Origin of the sequence: Sphingomonas sp., assembly GCF_041661885.1 — a bacterium.
GTDB lineage: Bacteria > Pseudomonadota > Alphaproteobacteria > Sphingomonadales > Sphingomonadaceae > Sphingomonas.
In genome coordinates, this window is sequence record NZ_JBAZTL010000005.1 from 40698 (window position 1) to 64215 (window position 23518).

Consider the following 23518-nt stretch of genomic DNA (forward strand, 5'->3'; position numbering starts at 1 on the left):
GGTCAGGGTGTGGCTCGGGCGTTGCACCAGGGCCACCATTGCGACATAGCCAATCGCATGGTTCCCTTTTCGTTCGCAGACCGTGATTTCCTTGCTTTGGGTGGCGGTGCCCTGTTCTGGCCTGCGCGCGGGGCGTTGCTGGTCGCCGACCTGCATTTCGAGAAAGCGAGCTGGTATGCACGCGGCGGCCAGATGCTGCCGCCTTATGATTCGCTGGCGACGCTCGCCGATCTGGCCGCGCTGACGGAGACGCTGCGCCCGCGTGAAATCTGGTGCCTGGGCGACAGTTTTCATGACGATGAAGGTTGCGATCGGATGGCCGAGGCGGCGCAGGCGCGGCTGCGCGCACTGACGGAGGCGGTCGCGTGGACCTGGATCACCGGCAATCACGATGCGGGCATGGCCGATCGATGCGGCGGGGTTGTCGTCGGCGAGGCGGAAGTGGACGGGTTGGTCCTGCGCCATGAGGCCTTGCCCGACGAGGCCCGTCCCGAGCTTTCGGGCCATTTTCATCCCAAATTGCGGTTGCGCGTGCGTGGACGCTCGGTCTCACGCCGCTGCTTCGTCGCCAGTGCGCGCAAGCTGATCCTGCCCGCATTCGGCGCATTGACCGGTGGGCTGGATGCCGCACACCCCGAGATTGTCCGCGCGGTCGGGCGGGGGGCGGAGGCGCTGGTCCCGGTCGAGGATCGGCTGTTGCGCTTTCCGCTGGCGGCGTGAGCCGTTGCGAAAAGCCCCTCCCCGGTCGGGGAGGGGCTTGCGGTCTCAGATCGCCAATTGCGGAAAGGCCGCCCGGAACGCCGCGACCTTCGGTTTGTCGAACGTCACGATATAGGGGTGGTTGGGGTTCCGGTCGTAGAAATTCTGGTGATAGTCCTCGGCGGGGAAGAATGCGCCGGTCTCGATCTTGGTGACGATCGGCGCGGCGAAGGCGTGCGCTTGCCCCAATTGCGCGATATAGGCGGTGGCCACGCCACGCTGTGCCGCGCTTTGCGGGAAGATCGCCGAGCGATAGCTATAGCCGCTGTCGGGGCCCTGGCGATTGAGTTCGGTCGGATTATGCGCGATCGAGAAATAGACGCGCAGCAGCGTCGCATAGCTGACCTTGGCCGGATCATAGACGACGCGCACTGCCTCGGCATGCTTGGTCGTTTCGGTCGAAACCTGGTCATAGGTCGCGGTGTCGCGCGTGCCGCCGGCATAGCCGGAGGTGACCTTGGTCACGCCCTTCACATGTTCGAACACGGCTTCCATGCCCCAGAAACAGCCGCCTGCGAACACGGCGGTTTGCGGGCCGGTGGCGGTGACATCGACTTTGGAGACCGGGAGCGGCACGGCGCGCTCGGCCTGCGCGGCACCGCTGCCGAGGGCAAATAGCGCGGCGGCGGCGATGCCGCTGGCAAAGAGAACGGGTTTTAACATCGGGGCACCTCTTGATGGGACACGACGTACTTCGCGTGTTGATCGCGCTTAGTTACGGTTTGGCGACCAAAGAGATGTTACGCAGGATCAATGTCGCTTCAAGCCGCGCACGCGGTGCCAGATATAAAAGCCGACTGCCACGACCAGCACCACCGCGATCACCGCGTCGACGCTGTGGAACGCCGCCTTGACGCGCGGATCGCTGTTCCATTTGTCACCCAGCACCATGCCGAGATAGGCAAGGCCAAAGCACCACGGCCACGATCCGATAAAGGTGTAGATGTGGAACGGGATCAGCGGCATCCGCGCCACGCCCGCCGGAAACGCGATGAACGAGCGGATCACCGGCAGCAGGCGGCCGATCAGCACCGCCGCGTTGCCGAAGCGCGCGAAGAAGCGGTCGGCGGCATCGAGTTCGCCCGGGCCGACCAGCACGTAACGGCCCCAGCGCTCGGCCACTGGTCGCCCGCCGCGCTTGCCGATTTCATATGCGACGATCGAGCCGAGATTGCACCCGATCGCACCCGCCGTCGCCGCGAGGTATAGGTTGAAATGCCCGGTCGAGACGAGATAGCCGGCAAAGGGCATGATGATCTCGGACGGCAGCGGAATGCAGGCCGATTCGATCGCCATCAACAGCGCGATGCCGAGATAGCCGCCGCTGGAAATGACGCCGATGGTGAAGGTCGCGAGGATGCCGAGGATTTTTTCGATCATGGGGCAGGGCTTTGCCGTGGGACGGGGCGCGGGGCCAGCGGAAATGTGCGGGGGCGTGGGAAGGGGTTTGCGTTTTAGGCCTATTTCCTTCGGCGCCCTTCGCGTCTCCGCGATGAAGGCAGGGGCGGTCTCCTTATTCAATGGGCCAAGTTAAAACGGACAATTGCCATCGAGAAAGCAAATACGAAGGCATAGCCAAAGCGGTCCAATCCTACCCGTGTTTGTCCCTTGCTGTCCCGCAGTCGTCCAATCAGCATCATGATGCCCCCAACGATCAGGGGGGTTATGGCGACGTTCGCTTCGCGGAGCCCAAGGTTGGAGATGAAGGATTTCGGCATAATCAAAAGGCTTATGCCGCCAGCCATCGTACCCCACAACGCGAAGCCGATTGTCGACAAAAACGCGTTTCTTGGCTTTTTGAAGGTGTCTGCAAGGCCGTGAAAGCCAAGTTCAGCTAAGGACTCGAACAATAACTGCAGCAAAATCTCGCCGAGAAATTGAAAGATGATCTCGACTATAAATTCCATATATCTCTGTCATAGCGATGGGCGGTCCCGGAGCTTAACCTGAGCATCCGCTGTCGCCAATGTCGGCGGCAAACGCGCATGTCCGAAGTCTACGCATTTCAAACGCGCACCGTGTGCTCCGCTAGCGAACGGTGGTAGAGCGCGCCCATGAACGAGTCCGACAAACGCCTCGCGGCGCTGGCTGCGGTGGAAGAGGTTCGCGCTGGCATGAGTGTCGGCCTTGGCACCGGATCGACTGCGGCATTTGCGATCGAGGCGCTGGGCGAGCGGGTGCGTGGGGGGCTTGCGGTGCAGGCGGTTGCTACTTCGCTTGCCACCGAGGCCCATGCCCGCGCGGTCGGCATTGCGCTGATCGACCTGCCTGCGCGTATCGACCTCACCATCGATGGCGCCGATGAAATCGATGACGTTCTGCGCGCGATCAAGGGGGCGGGCGGCGCTATGCTGCGCGAGAAGGTGGTCGCCGCCGCCAGTGTGCGGATGGTGGTGATCGCCGATGGCTCCAAGCGCGTCGCCGCGATCGGGGCGGCGAAGATCCCGGTCGAGACCTTGCCCTTCGCCTGCAATTTCGTCGCGGCGCGACTCGAAAGCCTTGGTGCAGAGGTTGTCTTGCGCGGTGATTTTCGCACCGATCAGGGGAATTTGGTCCTCGATTGCCGTTTTGCACCCGATATCGACCATCGCCGCCTTGCCGCCGAAATCGCCGGAATTCCGGGCGCTTTGGAGCACGGCCTGTTCCTGACCGAGGTGTCTGCCGCCTATATCGCGACCAATGGCGTCGTTACGCGGCTGGAACACGACGAAAGGACGAGATAAGGCCCTCGCAAACCGCAACCGGGCGGGCGCATGTGCGTTCAGACCCACATTAGCGAGGCGATACCTTTCATGGCCGATTCCCCGACGACTGCGACTGCAACGAGCGTTCATGAGGACGGCTCGCCCGAGCGGCTTGCCATCGATACGATCCGCACCTTGTCCATGGATGCCGTGCAGGCTGCCAATTCGGGCCATCCCGGAACGCCGATGGCGCTGGCACCGGTCGGCCATACGCTGTGGAGCAAGTTCCTGCGCTATGATCCGACGACGCCGGACTGGCCCAATCGCGACCGCTTCGTACTCTCGGTCGGCCATGCGTCGATGCTGCTCTATGCGTTGATCTATCTCGCCGGGATCGAAGAGATCGATGCCGAGGGCAATAAGACCGGCAAGCCCGCCTTGAGCCTCGACGATATCAAGCAGTTCCGCCAACTCAGCTCGCGGACCCCGGGTCACCCCGAATATCGCCACACTACGGGTGTCGAGACGACGACGGGTCCGCTGGGCGCGGGTTGCGGCAATTCGGTCGGCATGGCGATTGCGGAGCGCTGGTTTGCGGCGCGCTACAACAAGCCCGGTTTCGACCTGTTCGACCATGACGTCTATGCGCTGTGCGGCGATGGCGACATGATGGAGGGCGTCTCGGCCGAAGCCGCCTCGCTCGCCGGGCATCTCAAACTGTCCAATTTGTGCTGGTTGTACGACAGCAACTACATCTCGATCGAGGGGGCGACCAGCCTCGCGTTCGACGAGGATGTCGGCAAGCGCTTCGAGGCCTATGGCTGGAACGTTATTCACGTAAACGACGCCAACGATGTCGCTGCGCTGACCGCCGCGCTCGATACCTTCAAGGCGACCACTGATAAGCCGACCTTCATCGTCGTGCATTCGATCATCGGCTGGGGCAGCCCCAAAGCGGGCAGCGAAAAGGCGCATGGCGAGCCGCTGGGTGCTGAAAACATCCGCCTTACCAAGCAGGCCTATGGCTGGCCCGAAGACGAGGCATTCTTCGTGCCCGAGGGCGTGGCCGAGCATTTCCAGGGGGCGATTGCCGGGCGCGGCACGCCCTTGCGCGAAGCCTGGGACGCGCTGCGCGCACGCTATGCCACCGAATATCCCGAGGAATCGGCGCAGCTCGACGCGATCTTCAGCGACAGCCTGCCCGAGGGCTGGGATGCCGATATCCCGGTGTTCGAGGCCGATGCCAAGGGCATCGCCAGCCGCGATGCGGGCGGCAAGGTGCTCAACGCGATTGCGGCGAAGGTGCCGTGGCTGCTCGGCGGATCGGCTGATCTGTCGCCCTCGACCAAGACCGATATCAAGGGCGCGGCGTCGTTCGAGCCGGATTCCTATGGCGGCAGCAACATCCATTTCGGCGTGCGCGAACATGGCATGGGCGCGATCGTCAACGGCATGACGCTGTCGCATTTGCGCGGTTATGGCTCCACCTTCCTGGTGTTCGTCGATTATATGCGCGCGCCGGTGCGCCTGTCGGCACTGATGGAGATTGGCGCGGTGTGGGTGTTCACGCACGATTCGATCGGCGTGGGCGAAGACGGCCCGACGCACCAGCCGATCGAGCATCTGGCGACGCTGCGCGCAATTCCGGGGCTCGACACGATCCGCCCGGCCGATGCCAATGAAGTGGCGGCGGCGTGGCGGGCGATCATGGCCGATGCCGGTCACCCGACCGCGCTGATCCTGTCACGCCAGGCGCTGCCGACGCTCGACCGCGCGAAATATGCGAGCGCGGACGGCTTGGCCAAGGGGGCGTATGTGCTCGCCGACAGCGAGAACCCGGAGGTGATCCTGATCGCGACGGGGTCGGAAGTGTCGCTGGCGCTGGCGGCGCACGAAACGTTGATTGCCCAGGGTGTCGCCTCACGCGTCGTGTCGATGCCGAGCTGGTATCGCTACGAATTGCAGGATGCGGCGTATAAGGAATCGGTGTTGCCCAAGGGCGTGAAGGCGCGGCTCGCGATCGAGATGGCGGGCGAAATCGGCTGGGATCGTTATGTCGGTCTCGACGGGCGCACGATCACCATGTCGACCTTCGGCGCATCGGCCCCGATTGCCAAATTGCAGGACAAATTTGGTTTCACTGTCGACAATGTCGTGAAGGTCGCGATCGAAATGCTCGGCGAAGGCGCCTGATCGCCGATTGGCCTTGTTCCGGTAACCGTCATGCCCAAATGCAGCATTATGCTGGCGCGATGGACTCGGGAACAAGGCCGGGTGAAGCCAATACGATATATGGAGAAGCACTGATGGGCCGTTTGAACGATCTCGCAAATCTCGGTCAGGCCGTTTGGCTCGACTTTGTCGACCGCAAGTTTTTGGCCGAGGGCAGTCTGCAGAAACTGGTCGACGAGGATTCGCTGACTGGCGTCACTTCCAACCCGTCGATCTTCGAAAAGGCGATGGGACATGGCGATGCCTATGATGCCGAGCTCGCGGCATTCGACCAGGCCAACCCCGATGCCTCGACGATGGCGCGTTACGAGCATCTCGCGATCCTCGATATCCAGGCGGCGGCGGATACGCTGCGCCCGGTCTATGACCGGCTGGGCACGAAGGATGGCTATGTCAGCCTTGAAGTGTCGCCCTATCTCGCGAACGATACCGACGGCACCATTGCCGAGGCACAGAAATTGTGGGCCGAGGTCGATCGCCCCAACCTGATGATTAAAATCCCCGGCACCCCCGCCGGTGTTCCCGCGATTGCGGCGACGATCGATGCCGGGATCAACGTCAACGTGACGTTGCTGTTTTCGCAAAGCGCCTATCAGGCGGTGGCGGAAGCCTATGTCGAGGGCCTGGAAAAGCGCGTCGCGCGCGGCGAGCCGATCGACCATATCGCGAGCGTCGCCAGCTTCTTCGTCAGCCGGATCGATTCCAAGATCGACGACAAGATCGATGCCGGTATCGGCGGCGATGCGGCCAAGGCGCTCAAGGGCAAGGTCGCCATTGCCAATGCCAAGCTTGCTTATGCCTGGTATGAGGAATTCATCGCGTCCGCGCGCTGGCAGGCACTCGCCGCCAAGGGCGCGCAGGTGCAGCGGCTGCTCTGGGCGTCCACGGGCACCAAGAACCCGGATTATCCCGACACGCTGTATCTCGACACGTTGATCGGCAAAGACACGGTCAACACCGTGCCGCCCAAGACGCTCGACGCGTTCCGCGAACGCGGTACGCCCAAGCTGACGCTGAGCGAGGATATTGCGGGCGCGCGGCATGTCCTGTCGGAGGCGGAGCGGTTCGGGCTCGACCTCGACGGCGTGACCGATACGCTGGTCGAGGAAGGCGTCGCATCCTTCTCCAAGGCGTTTGACGATCTGCTCGGGGCGATTGCCGCCAAGCATCCCGCGCACGCCTGAAGGACCTGCTCCATGAAGATCGGAATCATCGGCCTTGGCCGGATGGGCGGGAATATCGCGCGCCGAATCATGCGCGCAGGCCACGAAACCGTGGTGTTCGACCGCGACGCCAAGGCGGTGGCCGCACTCGCTGCCGATGGCTCGGTGGCGGCGACATCGCTCGAGGACATGCGCGACAAGCTCGACACGCCCGCACTCTACTGGGTGATGCTGCCAGCCGGTGATCCAACCGAACAGACGATTGCCACGATCGGTGGCTTTGCCAAAGCGGGCGACATCGTCATTGATGGCGGCAATAGCTTCTACAAGGACGATATCCGCCGCGCGAAGACGCTTGCCGAACGGGGCATCCACTATATCGATGTCGGCACGTCGGGCGGCGTATGGGGCCTGGAGCGCGGCTTTTGCATGATGGTAGGCGGCGACAAGGAGTCGGTCGACCTGATCGATCCGGTTCTCGCCGCGCTGGCGCCTGGCATCGGCACAATCCCGCGCACGCCGGGTCGCGATGCGGGCAAGCATGATGATCGCGCCGAACAAGGCTATATCCATGCCGGGCCCGCGGGCGCGGGGCACTTCGTCAAGATGGTGCACAACGGCATCGAATATGGCCTGATGCAGGCCTATGCCGAGGGCTTCGACATCCTGAAGGGCAAGGCGTCGGAAAACCTCCCCGAGGACGAACGCTTCGATCTCAATTTGACCGACATCGCCGAAGTGTGGCGGCGCGGCTCGGTCATCTCGTCGTGGCTGCTCGATCTGTCGGCATCGGCGCTGGCCAAGGATCAGGCACTCGATGCCTTTTCGGGCAAGGTTGCGGATTCGGGCGAGGGCCATTGGACGATCGAGGCGGCAATGGAAGAGGCGGTGCCCGTCAACGTACTCTCCGCTGCCCTGTTCGCGCGTTATCGCAGCCGGGTCGACCATACCTTCGGCGACAAATTGCTGTCGGCGATGCGCTTCGGCTTTGGCGGCCATGTGGAGATGCCGCAGTGACAGAGGCGCGCGCGATTGGGCTGGTGGTGTCGGATGTCGACGGCACCCTGGTCGATCGCGCGAAGCAAATCACGCCGGGCGTGGCGGCGGCGGTCGCGCGGTTGCGCGCGGCGGGTTTGCCCTTCACGATCATCAGCGCGCGCCCGCGATCGGGCTTGATGCCGATTGCCGAGGCGCTGGCGATCGATGCGCCGATGGGGGCGTTCAATGGCGGCACGGTCTTTACCCGTGATGGGCGGGTAACCTGCCACCATAGGATTGGCCGGGCGGTGGTTGAGGCGGCCTTCGGGGCGGCGCGCGGGCTGGCGGTTGACACCTGGGTGTTCGCCGACGACCTTTGGTATGCCAGCACGGACGTCGGCGCACATGTCACCAGCGAGCGGATCGCGTCGAACCAGGCGCCGATCGTGACGCAGGATTTCTCCGGCCTGTTCGATCGCGTGGACAAGATCACCTTCGTCAGCGATGCGCCGACCCTGCTCGCCAATCTCCACGCCAGTCTGGAACCCTATGCGGCGCAGGCGACGATCGCGCAGTCGCAGACCTACTATCTCGACATCACCGCGCTCAACGCCAACAAAGGCGATGGCGTGGCGACGCTGGCCGAGGTGATTGGCGTACCGCTCACCGAAACGGCGGTGTTCGGCGATCAGGCCAATGATCTGCCGATGTTCGCTCGCGCAGGGCTGTCCTTCGCGATGGGGCAGGGGCCGGAGGCGGTGCGCGCACGGGCCGACCATGTGGTCGCTGGCAATGAGCAGGATGGCGTGGCTGAAGCGATCGACGCGATTTTGGCGGGGCGGTAGCCCCGCCGCCCGGTCAGCGACCGAACCAGATCCGCTGGATTTCCTTCGTCCCGTCCAGCCACTGGTGCTTCAGCGCCCCCGCCAGATGCAGGGCGACGAGCGCGTAAACCGCATAAGCGATGATCTCATGCGCTTCGCCAAATCCGTCATGCACCGCCTTCTTGGTCGCGGGATCGAGCGCGAGGATGAAGCCGAGACGCGGCCACTGGAACAGGCCGTAAAGATACATCGGCGTGGTCGCGGCCTTCTCATACGCCGAATCCATGATCCAGCCGGTCAGCGGCATCGCGAACAGGATCGCATACAGCCCCCAATGCACGATGTGCGACGCGGTGACTTCCCAGCCGGCATAGCCACGCGGCAGCGGCGGCGGGCGATGGCCGAAGCGCCACAGGATACGCAGCATGGCAAGGCCAAGGACGGTGATGCCGATCGATTTGTGAAGATCGATCGCCGGGCGCACCTGCGCGTCGGGCAGCACCGGCCAAATCCAGGCAAGCGCGACATTGGCGACGATCAGCGCGGCGACGAGCCAATGCAACACGATCGCGACGTTGGTGTAGCGCTGAACCAAGATCGTGCTCCTATTACCCTAAAGTCGCATTAACCTAGCGGGACTCACGCGTGCGCGCTAGGCGGCGTCATCGCTCGTTCATCCTGAATCGGTATCGCCACCGCCATGACATCGCTCGCCGAAACGCTCGTGGCAGAATCGCCGCGCCTGACCCCACGCCGGATTCCCGTCGCCAGCCGTATCATCGGCGCGTTCGGGCCGCTCCTGTTCGCTGCACTGTTGGTGCAGGCGTTTCAGCGGCAAGGGCTGGCGATGTGGTCGATCGGCATCGTCTATATTCTGTATGACACTGCCTTGTTGGCGTTTACCGCGTGGAACATTCGGGACTTGCGCCTGAAGCCGCAACCGGCCCCGGCAACGTCGGTCAGCTTCGGCGTGATCGTCGCGGCGCACAATGAGGAGGGCGTGATCGCCGCGGCGATCGACCGGCTGGCGGGCCAGACGGCGGCCCCCGACCTGATCCTGATCGCGGACGATGGATCGAGCGATGGCACAGCCGAGGTGCTGGCGCGCCGCTACGGGCTGATAGCACCGCCGTTTGGCACGATGAGCGATCCCTCACCGGTGTTGCCGTCGCTGCGCTGGCTACGGTTGCGCCACAGCGGCAAGGCGCGCGCACTCAACGCGGCGATGGTGCAGGTCGATACCGAAGTGGTGTTGACGGTTGACGCCGATACGCTGCTGGAGCCGGGCGCGATCGCGGCGATGCGCGCGGCCTTTGCGGCTGAACCCGAATTGGTCGCGGCGACGGGGGTGCTCGCGCCGATTTGCGGGCCGGACCTGCAGGCGCGGTTCTTCGAGTGGTTCCAGACCTATGAATATGTCCGCAACTTCCTGTCGCGCCATGCGTGGGAACGGTTGAACAGCCTGTTGCTGATTTCGGGCGCGTTCGCCGCGTTCCGGCGCGATGCGGTGGTGGCGGTCGGTGGGTTCGATCCCGATTGCATGGTTGAGGATTATGAGTTGATCCACCGGCTGCACCGCCATGCGGTCGACCATGATCGCGACTGGACGGTGCGCGTGGTCGGCGGCGCGCTGGCGCGGACCGATGCCCCGGCGAGCCCGCTCGCCTTTCTGCGCCAGCGGCGGCGCTGGTTCGGCGGCTTCCTGCAGACGCAGCATTGGAACCGCGACATGGTTGGCGCGCGGCGCTTTGGCTGGCTTGGCACGGCGATGCTGCCGGTCAAGACGCTTGATACGCTCCAGCCAATCTATGGGGTGGCGGCGTTTGCGATCCTGATCGGGCTGGTCGTGACCGGGCGGTTCACCATCGCTTTGCCGATCCTGATCGTGATGCTGGTCAAAATCGCGATCGACCTGACCTTTCATCTGTGGTCGCTCGGCATTTACAAAAACTGGACCGGGCAGCGCGAGGGGCTGGGGTTGTTCCCGGCGTTGATCGCGGCGATCCTGGAGCCGTTCAGCTTTCAATTGCTGCGCCATGCCGGGGCGGTGTGGGGCTGGCACGCCTTCCTAACCGGGCGTGAAAGCTGGGGACGGCAGCAGCGCACCGCGATTACGGCACCGGCGGAGTAGCGGGGCGTTTACGCCACCAGCCGGTAGCCGATTCCCGGTTCGTTGAGTATCAGCGCGGGGGCCGCCGGGTCTGCCTCCAGCTTCAGCCGCAGCGCGCGCACGGCGACGCGCAGATATTCGACGTCGTCGATATGGCCCTCGCCCCACACCACGCGCAGCAAATGCGCATGGGTGAGCAGCTTGCCCGCGTGGCGCGCGAGTGCCGCCAGCAACGCAAATTCCTTGCGGGTTAGCTTCACCGCACCGCCATCGCGCCAGACCTGATGCGCGGCAAGATCGATCTCGACCGGCCCCACCTTCAGCCGGTCCTGCCCGGTCGCCGATGCGTTGTGCCGTCGCAGCGCGACCCGGATCCGCGCCAGCAATTCTTCGGTGTCGAACGGTTTGACGACATAATCATCGGCGCCGAGATCAAGCGCCGCGACTTTTTCGGCGGTGGCGTCGCGCGCGGTGAGCACGATCACGGCGCGGTCCATCGCTTTCAGCAGCGGCACCAGCTCGATGCCGTCGCGGTCGGGCAAACCGAGATCGAGCAGGACCAGCTCGCAGCCCGCGCGGCGCGCGGCGATGAGCGCATCGTGGGCGGTGGCGGCGTCGTCGGCGGTAAACCCGGCGCGCTCGACCGCACGGCGCACGAGGCGACGGATCGCGGATTCATCGTCGACGATCAGGATTTGTGCGGTCATTGGCAATCTCCTGCCGTCACCCCGGCCTTGTGCCGGGGGCCACCGTTCAGCGAAGGGAGCGGCTGAAAAATCATCCGTCGAACGTGCGGCTTGGTGGACCCTGGCACAAGGCCGGGGTGACGCAATTTGGTCATTCCTCGACCGCTCGCCGGATCAGCGCGTTCGGCCATGCCACCACGAACGCCGAGCCACCCGTTTCGCGGTTCGAGGCGCTGACACGCAGCCCCATCGCTTGCGCGAAGCCCTGAACGATCGCAAGACCGAGCCCGGTGCCACCGCTACGATCATTGCCATCGACACGGGTGAAGCGATCGAACAAATGCGCCTCGCGTCCCGCCGGTAGCCCCGGCCCCTGATCGAGCACGCCGAGCGTCAGGCCATCGGGCGTGCGCCGCCCCTCGATCACGATGTCGGTGTGGGCGGGGGCGAATTTGGCGGCGTTGCCGAGCAGGTTGATGAGGACGTGGTGCAGCATTCGCGGATCGGCCTCGACCAGCGGCAGCGTCGGCGGCACGTCGAGAATCAGGCGATGGCGCGCGAGTTCGGCGCGCAGGTCATGCACGGCGGCGGCGACCGCATCGGTAAGGTCGGTCGCCTCGCGCCGCACGACCAATGCGCCAGCTTCGATCCGGGTCATCTCGACCAGATCGTCGAACACGCGCCGCAAACGCCGCGCCTCGCTCTGTAGCGTGGCGGTGGTGGAAGAGGCCCCACATTCGTTGGCGAGCTGATCGGCGGCGGCAACGACGGCGGTGAGCGGCGTCTTGAGGTCATGCCCGATCGAGGACAGCAAGGTCGCGCGCAAATCGTCGCGCTGCTTCAGCGCATTCACCTCGCGCGCCTGCGCTTCCAGTTGCAGGCGTTCGTGGGCCAGCGCGGCCTGGCCAATCAGCGTGGTGAACAGCACGCGTTTGTCGGCGGGGATCGGGTCGCCATCGCGGTCGCGTGCGACACCGAGTACCCCCAACACGCCAAGCGCGGTCTTGAGCGGATGGAATTGCCACGCGCTCGCGGTCAGCGTCCCGCTCGCGCGCCCGGTCACCTCGCCGCGATCGAACGCCCAGTCGGCGGCGGCGAGATCGATCGGGCTTAGTTGCGGCACATCGGGCGCACCGGCGATCACAACATGGCGGCCATCGCGCTCACCGAGCAAAACCGTGGACACGCCCAGCAAGGCAGCGGTCTCCTCGCACGTTGCGATTGCCGTGCCGCTTTCATCGGCGACGGCGGCAAGGCGCTGCCCGAACGCCGCGAGCGCGGCATTCTCGGTTGCGGTGCGCGCGCCGATATTGGCTTCGCGGCGGACTTGCCCGGCCAATTGGCTCGCGACGACCGCGACGATGACGAACACGATCAGCGTGACGACATTCTGCGGATCGGTAATCGTCAGCGTATAAAGCGGCGGAAGGAAGAAAAAATTATACGCCAGCGCGGCACCGAGGCTCGCGATCAGCGATGGGCGCAGGCCATAGAGCGTCGCGGTGGCGATCACCGGCAGCAGATACAGCAAGTCCATCGCATTGGCGCCAACCAGCGGCTGTAACAGCGTCGCGAGCGCGGTGTTGGTGCCGACGAGTGCAAGCCCGATCAGACTCCCGCGCGCCAGGATCGGCCGCGTGGTGGGGGCTTCGCGTAGCGCTTCGCTGGGTTGCGCGACGGGCACGACATGGATTGCCACGCCATCGAGCGCGCGCACCAGCCGGTCGACGATCGAGCCGTGGCGCAGCTCGAACCACCACGAACGGCGCGATTTGCCGATGACGACGGCGGTCGCGCGCGCCTCGCGGATTTGCGCGATCAGCCCTTCCAGCACGCTGCGCGCCGGGATGGTGGCGATGGTGGCGCCGAGGCTGGTCGCGAGGTCGAGCGCCTCGGCCATGCGCGCGCGCGCCTCGGCGGAGAGTGTCGCCGTGCGCGGAGTTTCCACCACTACCGCCGTCCAGCTTGCGCGCAGCGCATCGGCGAGGCGCTTGGCCGAGCGGATCAGCGTTTCGCTCCCCGGCTGATCGCCGACCGCGACGACGACACGCTCGCCGCCCGCCCAGGTGCCGCTTTCGCCGAGACTGGCGACATGATCGAGCAGATGGCGGTCGACCGTCTGCGCGGCGCGGCGCAACGCCAGTTCGCGGAGCGCCGACAGGTTCGATTTGGAGAAGAAATGCCCAAGCGCGCGCGTTACCTCAGCGGGGATATAGACCTTGCCGTCCTTCAACCGGCCGATCAGCTCGTCGGGGGGGAGGTCGACCACTTCGATCTCGGCATCGTCCAGCACCGCATCGGGCACGGTCTCGCGCACGCGCACGCGGGTGAAACCGGCGACGACATCGTTGAGGCTTTCGACATGCTGGATGTTGAGCGTGGTGAGCACATGGATGCCCGCCGCGCGTAACTCTTCAATATCCTGCCAGCGTTTGGGGTGGCGGCTGCCGGGGGCGTTGGTGTGCGCGAATTCGTCGATCAGGGCGACTTGCGGATGCCGCTTGAGCATCGCGTCGAGATCGAATTCCTCGAGCGTGTGCGCGCCATGAATGATTTTCGCGCGCGGCAGAATCTCGAACGGGGTGGTCAGCCGCTCGGTTTCGGCGCGGCCATGCGTTTCGATCACGCCCGCGACGACATCAGTGCCAGTGCGCAGGAGTTCCGCGCCCTCGCGCAGCATTTCGAAGGTCTTGCCGACGCCGGGTGCGGCCCCCAGGAAAATCTTGAGACGACCGCGCCCCTCCTGCTGGGCGGCCTTGAGCAGCGCATCGGGGGAGGGGCGGGAGTCGATCATAATGTGTCCACCGCCCCGTTCGTCACCCCGGGCTCATCCGGGGGTCCACTGTGCCGCGAGATCGACGGCGTCCGGCTATGCGGCGCGGTGGCCCCCGGGACAGGCCAGGGGTGACGGTGGAAGGAGATGTGCGGCAGGATCATTATCCTGTGGTGGTAGCGGAAAGTGTGTCGAGCTGTCGATTGAACAGCAGGACGTTGACGTGCGGTTCGCCGATGATGCCGAGCACGGGGTGCTCGGTCTGGTCGGCGATCAGTGACTTTACCTTGGCGACGTCCAGGCCGCGCGCCTTGGCAATGCGCGGTGCCTGCAAAAAAGCCGCCTCGGGGCTCAGATCGGGATCGAGCCCCGAGGCGCTAGTGGTGACCAGGTCGGCGGGTAAATCCCCGGTCATCCCTTCCGCCCGCGCGGTGGAAACGCGCTTGGCGATGGCGTCGCGCAGGTCTTTCGAGCCCGGCGCTAGGTTGGTTGCAGCCGACGCACTTGCATTATAGCCGTCCTTGCCTGCGGCGGAGGGGCGCGGATGCAAATAGCGCGCCCCCGTGAAATTCTGGGCGATCAGCGCGGAACCGACCGGATTGCCCCTGGTGTCCGACAGGATGCTGCCATTGGCCTGGACCGGCAGCAGACCTTGCGCGATGCCGGTGATCGCGGCCGGATAGAGCAGCCCGGTGACGAGCGTTACGAGCAGCAGCAGGACCGCGGTCGGGCGGAGCGCGCGAAGCGTTTCGGTGAACATCGAAAGATCCTTCAAGCGAGATGGAGGGCGGCGACGACGAGGTCGATCGCCTTGATGCCGATGAACGGGGCGATCAGCCCGCCGACGCCGTAAACGGCGAGATTGCGCGCGAGCAGCGTGCCCGCCGGGGCGGGGCGATACTTCACGCCCTTCAGCGCGAGCGGCACCAGCGCCGGGATAATCAACGCGTTGAAGATGATCGCCGACAGGATCGCGCTTTCCGGGCTCGCCAGGTGCATGACGTTGAGCACGCCCAACCCCGGATACAGCACCACGAAGATCGCGGGCAGGATCGCAAAATACTTGGCGACGTCGTTCGAGATAGAGAAGGTGGTCAGCGCACCGCGCGTCATCAGCAATTGTTTGCCAAGGCCGACGATCTCGATCAGCTTGGTCGGGTCGCTGTCGAGATCGACCATGTTGCCGGCTTCGCGGGCTGCTTGCGTGCCGGTGTTCATCGCCACGCCGACGTCGGATTGGGCGAGCGCGGGCGCGTCATTGGTGCCGTCGCCGCACATCGCGACGAGCTTGCCGCCTTCCTGTTCCTTGCGGATCAGCGCGAGCTTGTCCTCGGGGGTCGCCTCGGCAAGGAAGTCATCAACGCCACTTTCGGCGGCGATGCTGGCGGCGGTGAGCGGGTTGTCGCCGGTAATCATCACCGTGCGGATGCCCATCCGGCGCAGCTCGCCGAAGCGTTCGCGGATGCCTGCCTTGACGATATCCTTGAGCTGGACGACGCCGAGCAGGCGGTTGCCGTCGGCGACCGCGAGCGGGGTGGCACCGCCGCGCGCGATTTCGTCCGAAATCTTGCGCAGCGCATCGGCATTGGGGGCGGTGGGCAAACGCTTGAGGATCGCGTCGACCGCGCCCTTCACCAAGGCGCGATCGCCGATTTGCAGCCCCGAGACGCGCGTTTGCGAGGTGAATTTGATCTCCTCGGCTCCCTCCGGCATCGCAACGGCGGCGGCGCCATCGGCGCTGGCAAGCACGACGATCGAACGACCTTCGGGGGTTTCATCGGCCAGGCTGGCCAGCCGCGCGGCGGCGGTCAGCTCCGCAAGCGTAACGCCCGGAACGGGCAGGAACGCGGTCGCCTGACGGTCGCCGATGGTGATCGTGCCCGTCTTGTCGAGCAGCAGCGTGTCGATGTCGCCCGCCGCTTCCACCGCACGGCCCGATTTGGCGAGCACGTTGAAGCGCACCAGCCGGTCCATCCCGGCAATGCCGATCGCCGACAGTAACGCCGAAATCGTCGTCGGGATCAGCGTGACGAACAAGGCAACCAGCACCGGCACCGCAATGCCGCCATTTGCATAAGCGGCAAAGGCGGGCAGCGTGCCGACCGCGATCAAGAAGACCAGCGTCAGGCCCGCCAGCAGGATGGTGAGGGCGATTTCGTTCGGGGTCTTTTGCCGCTGCGCACCTTCGACCAACGCGATCATGCGGTCGAGAAAGCCCTGGCCTGCACCCGCCGTCACCCGCACCGTGATCGAATCCGCGATCACGCGCGTGCCTGCGGTCACCGCCGAACGATCGCCGCCGCCCTCACGGATGACCGGCGCGCTTTCGCCGGTGATTGCCGCTTCGTTGACGCTCGCGACGCCCGCGACGACTTCGCCATCGGCGGGGATCAGATCGCCGGTCTCGACCAGCACTGCGTCGCCGACGTGCAGGCGAGCGGCGTCGACCCATTCCCACGCACCCGCCCCTTTTGATTCTATGGGGCCGATCAGTTTCTTGGCGCGGAGATCCGCCTTGGTGGCGCGCAGCGCGGCGGCCTGTGCCTTGCCGCGGCCCTCGGCCAGCGCCTCGGCGACGTTTCCGAACAGCACCGTCAGCCACAGCCAGAAGACGAGCTGCCCTTCAAAGGCAGCATGGCCGGTGCCGGTGGCGAGGCCCTTGATGAGCAAGACGGTCGAGAGGCTGGCAACGATCGCCGTGACGAACATCACCGGCGTCTTGATCAGCTTGGCGGGGTTGAGCTTGAGGAAGGCATCCCGGACCGCTGCGGCAAGCAGCGGGCCGGTGAAGAGCGAAGCGTTCTGGTTTGCCATTGGCTTGGACCTTTTAGAGCAAAGTGCCGGCGGCGACCTGCGCCTGGTCCGCAATCGGACCGAGCGCGAGCGCGGGCAGGAAGGTGAGACCGCCGACGATCACGATCACGCCCGCGAGCAGGCCGATCCACAGCAGCCCGGTGGTCGGGAACGAGCCCGGCCCCTCCGGCACGCGGCGCTTGGCGGCCAGACCACCGGCAATCGCGAGCACCGGCAGGATCACCCCGAAGCGGCCGACGAACATGTCGAGCGCGAGCAGCAGATTGTAGAAGGGCGTATTGCCGCTGAGGCCACCGAACGCCGAGCCGTTATTGGCCGCGCCCGAGGTGAAGGCGTAGAGAATCTCGCTAAAGCCATGCGCGCCCTTGGCGGCGGGCCCCGCAAGCCCCGCGCCCGTGACGCAGGCCACGGCGGTGAGGCCGAGGATGGCGAGCGGGGGGACGGCGATGGCGATCACCGCCAGCTTCATCTCGCGCCCCTCGATCTTCTTGCCGACATATTCGGGGGTACGACCGACCATCAACCCGGCGATGAACACCGCCAGGATGCAGTAGATCAGCACCGCATAAAGCCCTGAGCCGACACCGCCGATGACGAGTTCGCCAAGCTGCATGTTGAACATGGGCACGAGACCGCCGATCGCGGTGAAGCTGTCGTGCATCCCGATCACCGCGCCGCAGGAGGTGGCGGTGGTAATGACAGCGAACAAAGCGGTGGTGGCGATGCCGAAGCGAACTTCCTTACCCTCCATATTGCCCCCGGCGACGCCGAGCGCGTGGTGGATCGGGTTGCCGGCAGCCTCGGCCCCATAAGCGACCGCGACGCCGACGAGGAACAGCATCAGCATGGTAGCGAGGATCGCCCAGCCCTGGCGGATGTTGCCGACCGCCTTGCCGAAGGTAAGCGTGAGCCCTGCACCGAGCACGAAGATCGAGATCATCTGCAGGAAGTTGCTGAGCGCGGTGGGGTTTTCGAACGGATGCGCGGAATTGGCGTTGAAGAAGCCGCCACCATTGGTGCCGAGCATCTTGATCGCGAGCTGCGAGGCGACCGGGCCGACCGCGATGGTCTGCTTGGCACCTTCCACCGTCGTCGCGACGACCGCGGGACCGAAGGTCTGCGGCACGCCCATGACGACATAGCCAAGCGCCAGCACGATCGAGAGCGGTAGCAGTAGATAGAGCGTGGCGCGGGTGACATCGACCCAGAAATTGCCGATGCCCGAGGCTTGCTTACGCGCAAAACCACGGATCAAGGCAAAGGCGACCGAGATGCCGACGGCGGCGGACAGGAAGTTCTGCACCGTCAGCCCCGCCATCTGGCTGAGGTTCGACAGCGAGGATTCGCCACCGTAATTCTGCCAGTTGGTGTTGGTGACGAAACTGACCGCCGTGTTGAAGGCGAGCAGCGTCTCCATGCCGCCAAACCCTTGCGGGTTTATCGGCAATACCCCCTGCAATTTCAGGATCGCGAACAACAGCGCGATGCCGCCCAGGTTGAACACCATCAGCGAGACGGCGTAGCCGACCCAGCTTTGCTCGGCCTTGGGATCAATCCCGGCGAGTTTGTAGAAGCCGCGTTCGAGGAAGCCGAACGGCATCTTCTCGCGGGCATAGAGGGCGTACATCCAATCCCCGGCTGGCTTGGCCAGCGCGACGATCAGCAAGGTGAAGAGCAGGATCATGCTCCAGCCGGTGAGGGTCATGGCCGCGCCTCCCTCAATACCGCTCGGGCTGCGCGAGCACAGCCAGCAGATAGATCAGCACGATGATGGCGACGACGCCGCCGAGTAAAAGGTCAAAGGACATAGGGCCCGCCTGTGATGGTTCAGGCGACGTCCCTGCGCCGAAACGGCGTTAGCCCGCGCGGGGGATTGCGGGGGGCGGGCGTAAAGCGAGCGTAAAGCGGGCTTAAAGCGGGCGTAAAGTGCGGGGGGCTCTCCGGCTAGGCCGCGAGCACACAAAATGGGGATTGCCTTTGCATGGGACGGAACGGCAAAAAGTGTTAGCCGCCGTTCCGAGGCTTGTGTAACGAGGTATACTTCTGCGGCGGCTGCGAGCGATAGCGACCTTTCGCCCTATATGGCGGCAGGCGATCCACTAGGCTAAACACGGCCCGCGTTACGAGACGATCTTTCCAGAAATCGAGCGCTACAAGCACAGCGATGACAGCGATGCCGATTGCAAATGCCGCCAACGCGCTCAAGCTCGCTCTCCTACCATTGCACCTGCATATATGTAGATCGCACCGTCCCCTATCGAGTGGAAGGAGACTATCCCCTTTGTCTAATTCGACCAATAAATATAAGTCTCGCCCGGTTTCGGCTTGGTGCCGAGCGGTCGGTCGATCGCGATTGGGGAGCGGATCAGCGACGGCCAGGCGGGTTTGACGCTGGCGCGGTCATGCGCGGCGAGTAATTGGTCGAGATGCGCGACGACGTCGGGGTGCTGCGCGGCGACGTCCTTCCGTTCGGTCGGATCGGCCTTCATGTCATAGAGCAATTCGACATGCGGTAAATCGAGCGCCTGGAGCTTCCAGTCGCCGTCGCGCACGGTGCGATAGCGACCGCTGCGCCAGAACAGCGTCTGGTGCGGCGTTCCGCTCTGCTTGCCGTCGATGAAGGGCAGCAGATCGACCCCGTCGAGCGCGCGGTCGCGGGGCAGGCTTGCATGGCCCGCATCGCCCGCAGTGGCGAAGATGTCGAAATGGCTAACGGGGCCGGCGATCCTCGTTCCCGGCTTGATCCGCGCGGGCCAGCGCATGAAGAACGGCACCTTCACCCCGCCTTCGAAGAAGGTCGCCTTCCACCCGCGATACGGGCGGTTGATGTCGGGCAGGCCGATATAATTGGCACCGCCATTGTCGCTGGTGAAGATGACCAGCGTGTTCTGGTCGAGCCCCTGTTGCTTAAGCGTCGCCATCACTTGCCCGACCCCGCGATCGAGCGCGCGGATCATCGCGGCATAGACGCGCAGGCGATGATCGGTGATCTGCGGCAGCGCGTCATAATCGGCCTTCGATGCTTGCAACGGCGTGTGCGGCGCATTGTAGGCGAGGTACAGGAAGAACGGCCGGTTGCGATTGGCGGTGATCGCGGCCTTGGCCTGCACCGTCAGATAATCGGTCATGTAGCGATCGGGGTGGAAGCGCTGTCCGCCATTATATTGCACGCTGAACGGCAAATTGGCCCAGAGGAACTTGTCGATCGGGTCGAACGGTTGTTTCGAATTTTCGACGTCGGGGCTCGCTTCGGGCAAATACATCTGCCCGCCGATCAGGAAGCCCAGGCTCTCGTCAAAGCCCTGCTCCTCGGGGCGCATCCCCTTGGCTTCGCCAAGATGCCATTTGCCGAGGTGCATGGTGTGATAGCCCTTGCCGCGCAGCAACTCGGCAATCGTCACTTCGCTCGACGGCACGCCCTTGGGTGCGGTCGAGGCGGGCTGGCGTGCGGCATCTTCGTCGAAGATCGTCTTGTGTTCCCATGTCGTCGGGAAATTGGCGATCGTGCGTGAAAACATCGCATCGGTGCGGATCAGGCTGGAGGGAAACCAGGCTGGCGGGTGCGTATCGGCGGGCGTAAATTCATACCCGAAGCGCGTCGGGTAACGCCCGGTCATCAGCGCGGCGCGGCTCGGCGCGCAGGTGGCGTTGCCGGCATAGCCGTCGGCGAAGGTGACGCCGTCCTGCCCCAGCGCATCGATATTCGGCGTCTTGACCAGCCCGCCCGCAACCCCGCCGCCATTGAAGCTGATGTCGTTATAACCAAGGTCGTCGGCGACAATCAGCACGATGTTGGGCGGGCGTGTGCCCGCTGGAATGGCGGGGGCGGGGCCGCGCTGCCAGGTTACCGCGCGCGTGGGATAGACATGCGGCGCGGTCCAGCCCGGCAGGTGCAGCAGGACATAATCCTTGGAGGCAACCCCCGCGATCGCCAGCACTGCGAGCAGGGCGAGCGTGATCTTGCCCCAATGCTTCACCGTGCGGCGTCCGCGAAGGTGCGGCGTGCGAACAGCAAGATAGCGATCATCACCGCTTCCGCGATCATCGGTGGGAAGGCGGTGGCAGGTGTGCCGTCGAGGATCAGGCTCAGGCAGCGCCCGCCAATCGCGATGCCGAGCAGCGACAGCGGCACCAGCAGCGGCGCGCGCGCGCACCGCCATGCGCCGATCAATGCGAACACCCCGCCGGTGACGAAAAAGGCAGTGAAATCGGCGCGCACCGTCGCCAGACCCTGCGTGCCGACCGGCGTGAGGAAGAAGCGCGACATTGCCCGCGCAGGCTCGAACAGGAAGGTGATTCCCAGCCCGACATTGAACAGGCCAACCAGGCCGACCACCCCGCGCATCAGGTTCCGCATCGCAACCCTCCCCCTATTGCGTCGTCATAGCTCGGTCAGCGACGACGCGACGTTACGACACGTATAGTGTCATTATCCCGCGCGCAATCCGTGGCCGAATCAGGCGTCGCGCCGCGCCAGCCCCGTTTGCTCCATCCGCCATTTGAGCTGGTCGAAGCGATCCTGCCCGAAAAAGGGTTCGCCTTCGAACACCATCAGCGGCACGCCATAATGGCCGCCATCGCGCTGCGCCGCCTGGTTGGTGGCGACGATTTCGGCATAGCGTTCCGGTGTAGCGGTGATCGCGGCATCAAGTTCATCAAGGTCGAGCCCGGCTTCGGCGGTAGCGCGCGCCAGATGGTCGCCCTCATGCCAGCCGCTGATTTCCCCGCTCCAGATCAGTCGGCTGACCGCGCCGAGAAAGGCGAGGCCGCGCCCGCGTTCCGCCGCCGCGACGCCGAGATGCGTCAGGCGGTAAATATAGGGTTGTTCGAGCGGATAGGTGCGCGTCGCGAAATCCATCACCACCGGGTCGGGTTGCGCCCAGCGAAATGGCATCCCCGCAAAGGCGGCGCTGCGCCCGATATCGCGCAGGAAGTAGCTCAGCCACAACGGATCGTTGCTGGTGAAGAAATCAGGCTGGCGAACCGCGATCGGATAGACCGGGCGCACGCGCGCCTGGACATCGAAATCGCGTTCGAGTTCGATCAGGCGCGGTGTCACCAAATAGGAATAAGGCGAGCGGAACGACCAATAAAGGTCATAGACGAGCGTCATGCGCCGAGCGGCTTGGTACGGATGTTGAGCTGCCCCGCGAGCCCGGCGACACGGTGTTTCTCGATCGCCTGATATTCAGGCGATTGCACCATCGCCAGCATCGCGGCGCGTGATGGATAGCGGGCGAGCGCGACCATGTCCCACATCTCGTCCATCTCGCCGATCATCAGCTCGCTCACCGCACCGGCGTAGACCGACGATCCGCCAACCGCGGCGAGGCACGCCTGCACCGCTGCGCCATAGCGGGCATAGGCCTCGCGCCCGGTGAGCGTTGCGTCGGAGCCGTCGGGATATTCGGCATTGTCCTTGAACTTCAGCAGGTTGACCATCACGAATGGCCCGTCCTCCGGCCCGCCGAAAAAGGCGGCGGCTTGCTCGGGCGGGGGGAAGACCGCGTTGGTGAGGTTCATGCCGATGCTCCCGTGCGGCGAATGAAGCCGTCGATCAGCGCGCTCAATTGCTCGGGCGCGTCCTCCTGCAGGAAGTGGCCGGCACCCGGGATGATGGTGTGCGGCTGGCCGCGCGCGCCGGGGACGCGTTCGATAAAGATCTTCTCGCCGCCCGCAGTCACCGCATCCTTGTCGCTGAAGGCGGTGAGGACGGGCTTGTCGAAACGCTCCAGCACCGCCCACGCCGCGCGGTTTTCGGCAACCGAGGCGTGATCGGGCGTGATCGGCACCAACGTCGGGAATTGCCGCGCGCCTTCCTTGTAGCTTTCGTCGGGGAAGGGCGCGTCATAGGCGGCGATTTCGTCGGCGGAGAGCTCCCGCACGGTGCCGCCATTGACGATCGCGCCGACGGGAAAGAGCGGCACATTCTGGCTGAAGGTCAACCACGCATCGAATCCCGCCGATGATCCGGTGCCGATGGGCAAGCCGGTATTGGCGATCACCAGCCGCGCGAAGCGATCGGGGAAGGCGGCGGCCAGCCGCAGCCCGATCAGCCCGCCCCAATCCTGGCAGAACAGCGTGATGCCCTGCAGGTCGAGCGCGGTGAGCCAGTCGGACATCCACGCGACATGGCGTTCATAGGTGTAATCGGCGCGCGCGGCGGGCTTGTCGGATTTGCCGAAGCCAATCAGGTCGGGCGCGATCACGCGGTGTCCGGCGGCGGTGAGCGACGGTACGAATTTGCGATAGAGATAGGACCAGCTCGGCTCGCCATGCATCAGCAACACAGGCGCGGCGTCGCGCGGTCCTTCATCGACATAATGCACGCGCAGCGCGGTGCCGTCGGCGTCGTGTATCTCGCGATAGTGCGGCGCGAAGGGATAGTCGGTCAGCCGATCGAACCGCGCGTCGGGCGTTCTCAAAACCTGCACTACACTCTCCTTATGACATTATTCGTGCCAATAGAATGTCGCATGGTCAAGTGCGAAGACG

At 64.7% G+C, this 23518-nt stretch carries 22 protein-coding genes; 7 read left to right on the forward strand and 15 right to left on the reverse strand.

The window, feature by feature from the left end; genetic code table 11:
* The first annotated feature begins 57 nt into the window (after nt 1–57).
* The gene (gene pdeM / locus WC704_RS10795; protein WP_372889928.1) at nt 58–720 is read left to right on the forward strand and encodes a ligase-associated DNA damage response endonuclease PdeM; all 663 of its coding nucleotides are present in this window, start codon (nt 58–60) and stop codon (nt 718–720) included.
* Nucleotides 721–765: 45 nt separating this feature from the next.
* On the opposite strand, the gene msrA is transcribed toward pdeM, so the two are convergent.
* The 3 genes from msrA to WC704_RS10810 form a co-directional block, all read right to left on the reverse strand.
* Entirely contained in the window at nt 766–1422 is a 657-nt protein-coding gene (gene msrA, locus WC704_RS10800; protein ID WP_372889929.1) for a peptide-methionine (S)-S-oxide reductase MsrA, read from the reverse strand.
* A gap of 87 nt (nt 1423–1509) precedes the next feature.
* On the reverse strand, nt 1510–2139 hold the full coding sequence (locus tag WC704_RS10805; protein ID WP_372889930.1) for a DedA family protein: 630 nt from the start codon (nt 2137–2139) through the stop codon (nt 1510–1512).
* 137 nt (nt 2140–2276) lie between these two features.
* The gene (locus WC704_RS10810) at nt 2277–2666 is read right to left on the reverse strand and encodes a hypothetical protein (protein WP_372889931.1); all 390 of its coding nucleotides are present in this window, start codon (nt 2664–2666) and stop codon (nt 2277–2279) included.
* A gap of 147 nt (nt 2667–2813) precedes the next feature.
* Here WC704_RS10810 and rpiA point away from each other — a divergent pair, with 147 nt between their 5' ends.
* The 5 genes from rpiA to WC704_RS10835 all read left to right on the forward strand — a co-directional run bounded on the left by rpiA (nt 2814) and on the right by WC704_RS10835 (nt 8661).
* On the forward strand, nt 2814–3482 hold the full coding sequence (gene rpiA, locus WC704_RS10815) for a ribose-5-phosphate isomerase RpiA (RefSeq protein ID WP_372889932.1): 669 nt from the start codon (nt 2814–2816) through the stop codon (nt 3480–3482).
* 69 nt (nt 3483–3551) lie between these two features.
* The gene (gene tkt / locus WC704_RS10820; protein WP_372889933.1) at nt 3552–5636 is read left to right on the forward strand and encodes a transketolase; all 2085 of its coding nucleotides are present in this window, start codon (nt 3552–3554) and stop codon (nt 5634–5636) included.
* Nucleotides 5637–5749: 113 nt separating this feature from the next.
* On the forward strand, nt 5750–6859 hold the full coding sequence (gene tal, locus WC704_RS10825) for a transaldolase (protein ID WP_372889934.1): 1110 nt from the start codon (nt 5750–5752) through the stop codon (nt 6857–6859).
* A 12-nt stretch (nt 6860–6871) separates the two neighbouring features.
* Nucleotides 6872–7855 carry a phosphogluconate dehydrogenase (NAD(+)-dependent, decarboxylating) gene (gnd, locus tag WC704_RS10830; protein ID WP_372889935.1) on the forward strand — a complete coding sequence of 328 codons (984 nt, stop codon included), beginning with the start codon at nt 6872–6874 and terminating at the stop codon, nt 7853–7855.
* Nucleotides 7852–8661 carry a Cof-type HAD-IIB family hydrolase gene (locus WC704_RS10835; protein ID WP_372889936.1) on the forward strand — a complete coding sequence of 270 codons (810 nt, stop codon included), beginning with the start codon at nt 7852–7854 and terminating at the stop codon, nt 8659–8661. Before gnd ends, WC704_RS10835 begins: the two co-directional genes overlap by 4 nt.
* A 13-nt stretch (nt 8662–8674) precedes the next feature.
* Here the strand turns inward: WC704_RS10835 and WC704_RS10840 are convergent, their stop codons facing one another.
* Nucleotides 8675–9235 carry a cytochrome b gene (locus WC704_RS10840; RefSeq protein WP_372889937.1) on the reverse strand — a complete coding sequence of 187 codons (561 nt, stop codon included), beginning with the start codon at nt 9233–9235 and terminating at the stop codon, nt 8675–8677.
* A gap of 105 nt (nt 9236–9340) precedes the next feature.
* Here WC704_RS10840 and WC704_RS10845 point away from each other — a divergent pair, with 105 nt between their 5' ends.
* Entirely contained in the window at nt 9341–10771 is a 1431-nt protein-coding gene (locus tag WC704_RS10845; protein ID WP_372889938.1) for a glycosyltransferase, read from the forward strand.
* An 8-nt stretch (nt 10772–10779) separates the two neighbouring features.
* Here WC704_RS10845 and WC704_RS10850 read toward each other — a convergent pair whose 3' ends face one another.
* The 11 genes from WC704_RS10850 to WC704_RS10900 form a co-directional block, all read right to left on the reverse strand.
* Nucleotides 10780–11457 (reverse strand): response regulator, encoded by a 678-nt coding sequence (locus WC704_RS10850; protein WP_372889939.1) that lies wholly within the window; start codon nt 11455–11457, stop codon nt 10780–10782.
* Between the two features lie 130 nt (nt 11458–11587).
* A complete protein-coding gene (locus tag WC704_RS10855) occupies nt 11588–14230 on the reverse strand; it encodes a DUF4118 domain-containing protein (RefSeq protein WP_372889940.1) in 2643 nt (880 codons plus the stop codon).
* A 142-nt stretch (nt 14231–14372) separates the two neighbouring features.
* Nucleotides 14373–14969, reverse strand: a complete 597-nt coding sequence (kdpC, locus tag WC704_RS10860; protein ID WP_372889941.1) for a potassium-transporting ATPase subunit KdpC — start codon at nt 14967–14969, stop codon at nt 14373–14375.
* Nucleotides 14970–14980: 11 nt separating this feature from the next.
* Complete coding sequence (kdpB, locus tag WC704_RS10865; RefSeq protein ID WP_372889942.1) at nt 14981–17023, reverse strand: potassium-transporting ATPase subunit KdpB; 2043 nt, start codon at nt 17021–17023, stop codon at nt 14981–14983.
* 13 nt (nt 17024–17036) lie between these two features.
* Nucleotides 17037–18728 carry a potassium-transporting ATPase subunit KdpA gene (gene kdpA, locus WC704_RS10870; RefSeq protein WP_372889943.1) on the reverse strand — a complete coding sequence of 564 codons (1692 nt, stop codon included), beginning with the start codon at nt 18726–18728 and terminating at the stop codon, nt 17037–17039.
* A 13-nt stretch (nt 18729–18741) separates the two neighbouring features.
* Nucleotides 18742–18831 carry a potassium-transporting ATPase subunit F gene (locus tag WC704_RS10875; RefSeq protein WP_083834087.1) on the reverse strand — a complete coding sequence of 30 codons (90 nt, stop codon included), beginning with the start codon at nt 18829–18831 and terminating at the stop codon, nt 18742–18744.
* 477 nt (nt 18832–19308) lie between these two features.
* A complete protein-coding gene (locus tag WC704_RS10880) occupies nt 19309–21000 on the reverse strand; it encodes a sulfatase-like hydrolase/transferase (protein WP_372889944.1) in 1692 nt (563 codons plus the stop codon).
* Nucleotides 20997–21380: a hypothetical protein gene (locus tag WC704_RS10885; protein WP_372889945.1), complete on the reverse strand. Its 384-nt coding sequence runs from the start codon at nt 21378–21380 to the stop codon at nt 20997–20999. The genes WC704_RS10880 and WC704_RS10885 overlap by 4 nt, the downstream gene beginning before the upstream one ends.
* A gap of 99 nt (nt 21381–21479) precedes the next feature.
* Entirely contained in the window at nt 21480–22136 is a 657-nt protein-coding gene (locus WC704_RS10890; protein WP_372889946.1) for a 2-hydroxychromene-2-carboxylate isomerase, read from the reverse strand.
* Entirely contained in the window at nt 22133–22546 is a 414-nt protein-coding gene (locus WC704_RS10895; RefSeq protein WP_372889947.1) for a DUF1330 domain-containing protein, read from the reverse strand. The genes WC704_RS10890 and WC704_RS10895 overlap by 4 nt, the downstream gene beginning before the upstream one ends.
* Complete coding sequence (locus tag WC704_RS10900; RefSeq protein ID WP_372889948.1) at nt 22543–23457, reverse strand: haloalkane dehalogenase; 915 nt, start codon at nt 23455–23457, stop codon at nt 22543–22545. The genes WC704_RS10895 and WC704_RS10900 overlap by 4 nt, the downstream gene beginning before the upstream one ends.
* Between the last annotated feature and the right edge of the window lie 61 nt (nt 23458–23518).